The organism is Streptococcus sp. HMSC065H07 (assembly GCF_001837325.1).
Taxonomy (GTDB): Bacteria; Bacillota; Bacilli; order Lactobacillales; family Streptococcaceae; genus Streptococcus; species Streptococcus salivarius_H.
Window position 1 is genome coordinate 64,657 of the sequence record NZ_KV832031.1, and the last position, 8,232, is coordinate 72,888.

The 8,232-nt window shown below is 37.5% G+C and carries 9 protein-coding genes and 2 pseudogenes; 2 read left to right on the plus strand and 9 right to left on the minus strand.

The features are described from left to right. Positions 1 to 86: 86 nt before the first annotated feature. From HMPREF2637_RS05020 to HMPREF2637_RS05035, 4 genes are read right to left on the minus strand one after another with little or no spacing between them, the layout of a single operon-like run. Positions 87 to 2,030 carry an AAA family ATPase gene (locus HMPREF2637_RS05020; protein ID WP_070839387.1) on the minus strand — a complete coding sequence of 648 codons (1,944 nt, stop codon included), beginning with the start codon at positions 2,028 to 2,030 and terminating at the stop codon, positions 87 to 89. Next, positions 2,031 to 2,432 carry a hypothetical protein gene (locus HMPREF2637_RS05025; protein WP_070839389.1) on the minus strand — a complete coding sequence of 134 codons (402 nt, stop codon included), beginning with the start codon at positions 2,430 to 2,432 and terminating at the stop codon, positions 2,031 to 2,033. 11 nt (positions 2,433 to 2,443) lie between these two features. Then, positions 2,444 to 2,842: a hypothetical protein gene (locus HMPREF2637_RS05030; RefSeq protein ID WP_070839392.1), complete on the minus strand. Its 399-nt coding sequence runs from the start codon at positions 2,840 to 2,842 to the stop codon at positions 2,444 to 2,446. Between the two features lie 35 nt (positions 2,843 to 2,877). Continuing rightward, positions 2,878 to 3,960, minus strand: a complete 1,083-nt coding sequence (locus HMPREF2637_RS05035) for a hypothetical protein (protein WP_241673322.1) — start codon at positions 3,958 to 3,960, stop codon at positions 2,878 to 2,880. 300 nt (positions 3,961 to 4,260) lie between these two features. Here HMPREF2637_RS05035 and HMPREF2637_RS05040 point away from each other — a divergent pair, with 300 nt between their 5' ends. Both HMPREF2637_RS05040 and HMPREF2637_RS11730 read left to right on the plus strand, forming a co-directional pair. Continuing rightward, positions 4,261 to 4,758, plus strand: a complete 498-nt coding sequence (locus HMPREF2637_RS05040; protein WP_037601555.1) for a GNAT family N-acetyltransferase — start codon at positions 4,261 to 4,263, stop codon at positions 4,756 to 4,758. Between the two features lie 38 nt (positions 4,759 to 4,796). Further along, positions 4,797 to 4,862, plus strand: a pseudogene (locus tag HMPREF2637_RS11730) (DUF1697 domain-containing protein); the annotation flags it as partial. On the opposite strand, the gene HMPREF2637_RS11285 reads toward HMPREF2637_RS11730, so the two are convergent. The 5 genes and pseudogenes from HMPREF2637_RS11285 to HMPREF2637_RS05060 form a co-directional block, all read right to left on the minus strand. Beyond that, positions 4,849 to 4,998 (minus strand): hypothetical protein, encoded by a 150-nt coding sequence (locus tag HMPREF2637_RS11285; protein WP_176745612.1) that lies wholly within the window; start codon positions 4,996 to 4,998, stop codon positions 4,849 to 4,851. The pseudogene HMPREF2637_RS11730 and the gene HMPREF2637_RS11285 sit on opposite strands and share 14 nt — an antisense overlap. A gap of 815 nt (positions 4,999 to 5,813) precedes the next feature. Continuing rightward, positions 5,814 to 6,356 (minus strand): helix-turn-helix transcriptional regulator, encoded by a 543-nt coding sequence (locus HMPREF2637_RS05050; protein WP_070839401.1) that lies wholly within the window; start codon positions 6,354 to 6,356, stop codon positions 5,814 to 5,816. A 188-nt stretch (positions 6,357 to 6,544) separates the two neighbouring features. Next, positions 6,545 to 6,649 (minus strand): annotated as a pseudogene (locus HMPREF2637_RS11125) (single-stranded DNA-binding protein); the annotation flags it as partial. Between the two features lie 92 nt (positions 6,650 to 6,741). Next, positions 6,742 to 7,284 (minus strand): helix-turn-helix domain-containing protein, encoded by a 543-nt coding sequence (locus tag HMPREF2637_RS05055; protein ID WP_176745613.1) that lies wholly within the window; start codon positions 7,282 to 7,284, stop codon positions 6,742 to 6,744. A gap of 379 nt (positions 7,285 to 7,663) precedes the next feature. Next, positions 7,664 to 7,849 (minus strand): competence regulator inhibitor paratox, encoded by a 186-nt coding sequence (locus tag HMPREF2637_RS05060; RefSeq protein ID WP_070839405.1) that lies wholly within the window; start codon positions 7,847 to 7,849, stop codon positions 7,664 to 7,666. Positions 7,850 to 8,232: the final 383 nt, after the last annotated feature.

Consider the following 8,232-nt stretch of genomic DNA (forward strand, 5'->3'; position numbering starts at 1 on the left):
TGTTTTCTTTCAAAACAGCCTCCTTAAAATTTTAATATCTGTAGTCTACAATATTCCATCTATGAGTCACAACCTAGTGACACCCCTTAAGAAGTAAGCAAATAGTTCCCATACTCCTCTGGAGGTATCCGTTTGACACTAATATGTGTCTGACGTCTATCTTGAACTGTCTTTCTACCTGAGTTACCATACGCAAACGTTCCTGGTGCATGTCCAGATAAAGACACGTCAACTATAAAGTAATCTTGTGGCTTTCGCCCAAGGAAATACAATTGCTCAAAGATTTCATCAGTTAATACTTCATCAATAGTTCTCTCTAAAGGCCTTGCTCCATCTTCTGGGCTAACACCGACACTACTGAGATATTCATAGAAGTATTTTTTGCCATCGATAGTTTGGTCACCATCCTTAACATCCTCATAATTAATAAGGATATGATGCTCTTTAAACCAACTACTCTCATGTACAGCCATTTTTGAATAGACAATCTTATCAATGGTTTGTTTCGTCAAGATATTAGTCACTTCAATTTTCCAGCGGTTGATAAATTCAGGACGTTTAAAGATTTTGATTAACTCGTCTCTCATGTCCTTCATGAACTCTTTATAGTCAGTCTTGTTCATTTCTGTAAAAGTCTGACCAGAGGTGATATATTTATCTTTGATTCGCTTATGCCCCACGTTTGATGTTGCAATGATAAACGTATTCTTAAAATTGATTTTTCGTCCACGTCCATCAGTCAAATGCCCGTCATCAAGCATTTGCAAATACAAAGCCCAGACATCTGGATGAGCCTTTTCTAACTCATCCAATAGTACTAACGAGTAGGGATTCTTCTTAATTTTTTCCGTTAAGTCACCTTTTCGCTCGTCATTTCCTATAAGACGAACAACGGCATTATCAGTCATGTATTCTGACATATCCAGCCGAATCATCGCTTCTTCACTACCAAACAGTTGTTTGGCTGCTTGTTTAGCCAATTCAGTTTTACCTGTACCTGTTGTTCCAAGTAAAAGAAGAGTTCCAAGAGGTCTCCGCTTGTTCTGCCCTCCCTGGATTCCCTTATACATAAGGCGTGCTATAGTTCGAATCACATGGTCTTGCCCCTTAACAACAGCACGCATCCCTTCCGCAAAATCCACTGGAGTTGAAGACGTGCGTAGTAGACTTTCCATAGGAATACCTTTTTTACGGTGAATGACACTCGCAATATCTCTTAAGGTAATCTCTGATTTCCCATCGATATTTGCAGTCGCTGAAGCTTCATCAATAATATCAATAGCTTTATCTGGAAGCATTTTATCCGTAATATAACGAATAGATAATTCTACTGCTGCCTTAATGGCATCATTAGGAATTTCAATATCAAGTTCTCGTTTATACTTGGGACGACGTTTTTTCAAGACCAAAATAGATGCCTCTTTGTCCAGTTCATCAACGTAAACTGGTTGTAGACGTCGTTCCATTGCAGGATCTCGTTCAATAATCATAAACTCATCAGCTGTGGTAGCTGATATAAGATAGATTTCCCCACGAGATAAGGCTGGTTTCAAGCTATTAGCGACGTCAAGAGCACTTCCCTCAACCCCAGTTCCCATAATGGTATGCACTTCATCAATAAAGAGGATAAACTCATCTTTATGAGCCATAAACTCTTTAATCAATCCGTCCATTTTGGCAATGATGTTCACCTCTTTACCAGTATGGTCAAATTCTTTCCCTTGGATAGCAGATAATTCTAGTTGCTTAACCTGCTTACCTCGGAAACGTGTTGGGACGTGGGCTTTATTGTTTAGAATATCCGCACAAATTCCTTCTACAATAGCTGTTTTACCTACACCAGCTTCACCAATCAGAACAGGCGAGTTTTTTTCTAATCGATTTAGTGAGATAAAGACTTGTCTGATTTCACCTTGTCTACCCCAAGCCACAAAATCTTGACGCTTAGGTCTGATTTTCTCAGTAAGGTCTGTTGTGTATTTGTCAATATAAGGAGTCTTACTAAGATTATGGTTAGTCCTCTCCTTCATCTATTTATATTTCCTTCCTAAACGTTCTGCAGCCTTATCCATTAAGTAGCGACGGTTTTGTGAGCCGTCATCTCTCAACTCTGGATAACAGTTCTTATCAATTGGATAATAACGTTTCTTTGTCCGACGGTGTGCATGAATAAATTCCCAGAACTTATTTCCACCAGACGAAGACGGGATCATCCAATAAATCGTTAAAGTCATTGTACAGATTAAATTAATTAGGAACTTCAACTCCTGCCCTCTAGGGAAAAATATATCCCTGAATTGTAGCGGAAAAACAAAACTTCCAACTATAATAAAAGCTTTCATTAGGGGAACACCGTAGTACTTTACCTGCGTGTAAAGACCACGAGGCAGTCCCCAGTTCCCCTCTTGTTGATGATTTTCTTCTTGATTCATCCAGTACCTCCCTAGAAGTCAATATCCATCATTGGTTGAATATTACTTTCAAAATAAAGGAAATAACGGAATTTCTCAGTCAAAAGCTCCACTTGATCCCTCTGAATACAAATAGAACCTTTCTCTCCAAAATCAATATCCAAAAGGTCCGTACATTCAATACGGCATTGGTTCAAGTGTTTCTTAACTACCTCAATGGATGTTTCAGAGTCATGATGTACGTTACTTGAGACAAAACTACGAAAGTTCTTCCAACCAACTTCTTTATCAATGATTTGATGTAGGCGTTCTAAACCGTCTGCCCATTTCCCTCTAAAAATTTGAAGGGGTTCATTCATAGCGTTACCTCGCTGATATTTCATCAATAGGCAATCTTGGTTAAGTAAGTAGCGTTGTTCGTCAATTGTCATAATCGTTAATAAAGTCCTTTCTTTCCTTTTTATATTTATTCCCCAATATCTTGTTTTACTGATCGTACTGGTGAATTAAACTTGTAAGTACCATTCTTAACTGCTTTGATATTCTTTTCAATCTGTTCAATGATTGTCTGAACATAAGCAGCATTCTCACGGGCTTTAGCTCCATCTTTCTCTTTAGTTCCAATACTTTTTTCAACAGATTCCATATCAATCTGCTTATCAGTTAACTCGTTACCGACCAAGTATTCTGATTCACGTTTTAACTGTTCAAGCGTCTTATTATCTTCCTTTATACTATCATCAAGTGTTTTTGCAGAATTCAGAAGTTCTTTCCGTTGACCTTTTTGATACTTCAACTCCTCTTCGAAAATATTAAGAGCAAACTTCTCACGTGATAAATTCTTAACATACTTGTTTTTGAGAAGTTCATTTTGAGGAGTTACAAAGAAATCAACATAGGTCTTGTTAGCATCCTTATCTTTTTGTTTTTTCTGATTGGAAACTGAATTACTACTTGATGACAAGTAATCGTCATATTCTTGAACATCCACCTTCAGACTGTTAGAGTTTGGCGTCTTATTGGTCACTCGAATAACCATGAGCGTATAATCTGAAGGAACATTACGCAAAACCAGATACACTTTATCTCCAGTTAACGGAATGACTTCTAAAGTCACTGCTTCTGGGTTCTTAACACTACTTGGCAAGAAAACTTGCCAATCAAGATTTTCAGTATTGATTCCTTTATTAATAGCACTAGTCGCATCTGATGTTGTTAATTCCATAACGACCATTCCATTAGATGGTGAATACGTCATAGAGGTTGCTGTGATGCTTCCAAGGCCATTACCAAAGGTTTGCGTCGCTCGCAGCTGTGTCTCTGTGTAAGTAACCCGTTCAGGAGAGAAATAGGCAGTCGTAGCTGTCCATACCATTGTACCCAGTAAAGCATAGCTAATGATTAGCGTTCGCTTTAATCGATGTTTCCTAAAGTAAGAGATGACACTATTGATTGCCCTAATGGATTTTATCTTTTTAGAGGCCCTAACTGGCCAATTGTACCAGCCTTCTAGTTCCTGTGTATTTTCATAATCTTTAAATTCTACCATGAAGCCATGATAGGCTATTTTATATAGGTGTCGCAACCTAGTGACATAGGTTGACTTTTGAGATAATAACACTCTTATTTTGATTTCCTACTCTTGAAATAACACTATCAATAAGTTAGACTAGAAATGTATCTCTTTCTGGAAGGCGAGGTTCCTGAAGGTGCGAGACTAACTGACTATGTTGATTTTACTAGCTTACCCAAAAATGTTTATGTAGTAGTTTGGGGAGAAAATGGGAAATTAGATAGAAATGGTTTTCAGGCAGAATAATTGAAATAGATTTATTCAAGGAGGAAACAAATGGTCATCACAATCAAACCAATGGTGACAGCTGAGGAGATAGAAGGGAAATCCAGAGTTCATTGGCAGACATGGCGTGAAGCTTATGATGAGATTTTGCCCGCAGATTTTCAAGAACAAATGACTTTGGATAAGTGCCGGTTTTATAGTCAAAAGTATCCTGAAAATACCTTAATCGCATTGGATGATGCTAAAGTGGTCGGCTTTGTTAGCTACGGTGATTTTCGAGATTCAGCTACGATAGCGGGTGAAATTTTCGCCTTGTATGTCTTAAAAGATTATTATGGCAAGGGTGTGGGCCAGCAGCTCATACAGGCTGCTTTTGCTGCCTTAGATGGTTATCAAGAGATTATATTATGGGTTTTAGAAGATAACAAACGTGCCATCGCCTTTTATGAAAAAATGGGTTTTGTTTTTGACGGTCAGGAAAAGGTCATTGACCTAGGAAAAGCCGTGAAAGAAAAACGGATGATTTACATTAGAAACTCTAACACTTAGTTTGGAAATAATAGATATATTTGTAAGGAGCACACAAGCGTTATGCACTTTTACTCTGCGGTATCAATGTCGGCGGAAAAAACAAGGTCGTTATGACTGATTTAGGATTTTTCCTAGATACAAGTTATTGTTTTTCCCTTCGGGGGAACTATATGGAGGAGCTGTCTTTCTCCTTCTCCTCCATAACTTCCTTTCTAAAAACGTCATTGCTTTTATGAAAATTATTGTTGTTGTAGCCATTGGAACTTCCTGTTGTTCCAATGGTTTTTTTCAAAGTAACCTTTACGAGACAACAAAAAAAGAGGCAAGTCTCAATGGACTACCTCGTTTTCCTCGTATTATTTCTACAAAGAAGAAAAACAATGACTATTTTTAGTTTATCAGTTAGGGGAGAAACCTAACAACACTAAAAACAGAAAGTACAGTTATGTTTATGGGAGATCCCTGTTCATAACTAGTAGAAATGAAAAGATTAAGTTAGTTCCGAGAGGAGAAATCTCGTCTAACCTTACAACAACAATGGTGGGGTTAAGGAGAGGGGAGAAACCTCATTCCTTAACCTTGATATAAGTATACCATAACAGGTCTTGTATTCGAAGCTCAGAGGACACTTTATTTCACTTTTTTATATTTTTTCAACCAAATTTCGTAAATGCTAACAACCAGATTAAGCGAGAAAGCAAATTGTTTTATCGAAACAACCAATCTAAACAAAAAACACCATCCTAAAATGGTGTCTGTACTACTATTACTGCTTACCAAATAAACTTTCCGCTTTGTTGCGAGACATCTCAATAAGTGTTTGCGATAAGAACAAGCTGACAATAATCATACACCCTGAGCTCTGTCTTAACAGCCCAGTTAATACTAGGAATGCTATTCTACAGCATCTGGATCAATCTTGCGTAAATGATATATTTGTGACCATGATTTTAGCAACTATTGAAACATGGCTTACACAACCAATGCCAGTACCTCTTGATGTTTTTTCTACCCATGAGCTACTCTACCCTCCGTTAATTTCTGGATAGATTTACGCTTCTTCACTTCTTTGTTCACTTCCTGACTTTCTTTTGCAACTGGCCGTTCTTTAGAGTAAATAGAGTTTCCAGTTTCTCTAGATTTTCGGTACTTGGAACAACTTTCCCACTTTCCCAAAGTGAAATGGTTTGGCGAGATACCTCTACCTGTTCACTTAACCAAGCCTGAGACTTTCTAAAAGACTTTCTAAGAAAAACAATAGACTCAGATAATTCTTCTGGTAGGTCTAATTTAGGTGGCAGTTTTTGGAGAAAACGGTCAACTTTATTTTTTGTTTTTGCATCTTCATCAATCTGATAATATGTTCCTGCCTCCAACTCCTCTACGAGAGTAACATCTAGCTTCAATTTCAAAGCCAGCTCCTCTTTAGTTAGCCCAAAGAGTTCTCGCTGTTGTGTTAGCGCACGCGCCAACTTTTTGCGTTTTCGTAACCTCTGGAGGTTATGCTTTCCTTTTCCAGTTGAGCGGTATTTCTCAGACCAGCGCTTTTGACCCTGTTTACCTTTCTCGCTACTCATGTATTTTACTTTAGCTCGTTTTTGAGCCTCTGTTACCATAATTTCCTCCCCTTAATCATAACAAAGCCAGTTTTCGCTATCTGGCAATCCCTCTGAAAAATCAATCGTTGAGCCGTTGCTAAATTCAATGATTTCTTTGTTTATTATACTTATATAATATACCTAATTTCTGTTTTTATCAATCGTTAAACGCAAAAAAAGGCAAGTTTTTCTTGCCTTAATTCATTCTAAAAGGGGAGGTCATCATCTGCAATATCTAGTGGGTTCACATTGCCAAAAGGACTATCAGCACTACCAAAGTTTGGGGTGTTTCCTGTCATACCACCACCGAACCTCCAGCATTATCATTGCTTCCAAATGCCCCTGACGTATTCCCTAGATTGTTTTCGTAACCTCCTGAGCTATTACCCTCAAGTCAACAATTTTAGTCAACTTTTTTTACACTTTTTTCAATCAAAGAGCGTAGCAATTCTTCGTCTGCTTCATGTGAACCTATTCCATAATTGGCCAATTCTTCCTCTACATGAGCACGAACTACACTAACAGGATATTTGAACTTCACGATTTTATCCACAATGTCATCTTTATATCCTAATTTGTTTGTGTATTCTTTCAAACGCTCCTCAGACAAATAGACTGCTCCTCGCTCTGTTTGTCGGATCGTTGCTACTGGTACTCCAGTCTTTTCAGACGCTTGGGTTTGCGTTAGACCTAAATCACTTCTTAGCGCTTTGATTGCCCCAGCATAACCTTGTCTTGTCAAGATAGCAATTCTTTCGGTAGTACGCTTTTGCGCCTCTTTCCATTTGTCGGTCTTCCGATACTTTTCAGAAGCCTTTTGAACGCTCTCAGGATTTTTAGCCAACCATTTTTTTCTGGTTTCTTTCCCTTTTTCTGATTTTTGGTAATTAGCATTGATTTCTTGCTTTTTTTTCTTACCATCATCTGTCTGATTATATTTTTTCATGTAGTCTCGCATATAAGCTTTGCGATCAAACTTCTTCTTTTTTCCTTCCTTCGTCATCGTTTTTCCCCATTTCTATTTTTTGTTTTATTCTCTGTATTATTATAGCACTATGTTAAAAAACATAGTGCTTATTTTTATTTTTCCAGTCAAAGAACCACATCATGCGCGTGCTCACGTCTCATACGAGAAAGAATCATCTTTTGCGTCAGCTAACGGAATTCTGTGATTTTAGCTTTATTTACGATGAGTTAGAAAAGAATTATCGTCCTAACTTTGGACGTAAAGCTTATTCACCGATTATGATATTCAAGTATCTCTTATTAAAAGACATCCCTTTTGCGAGACCATAGAAATCATCTTACTTAAAAGCTGCATCATTTTAGAACTCCTTCAACTCTTCAAGGACAACATCTAAGTCCTCTTCTTCCACTATTTCTCCAGGTTCTACTTTCTCTCCTGGTAAAACATAATCATGGATCTTGCCATTTCGTCGAATAATACTGATTTTATCTCCCTTGATAAACCCTCTTTCTATCGCTTCCATTACTTCATCATAAGTCATCATTTTATATACCTCCTTTTTTCTACAATATATCTATTCGTAAAAGATACCAAAAAGTAACAAAAAAAGGGACTCAAAGTTAAAAAACTTTAAGTGCCTTTTTAATTTCTACTATTAGGAGTCACTAGCTTGGGAAAAATCCCAATTTAACTCCATATCATCTAGGAAAGCATAGGCAATTAAATCTGCAACTGCTTCCCCACACGTTAGTTGCTTAACAACTCCAGACATTTCATCTAACTCTTCTAAAGTTGTCTCTTGTGCCGATGACAGCTCTTCTTTCGAAATCTTAAGTAGCCCCTTTTTTATGATATCATATCTCAAAAGAGCCTATTCAAAAGCCAAATCTCTGTCACTTTTAGAATTAAAACGCATCTCGAATATCC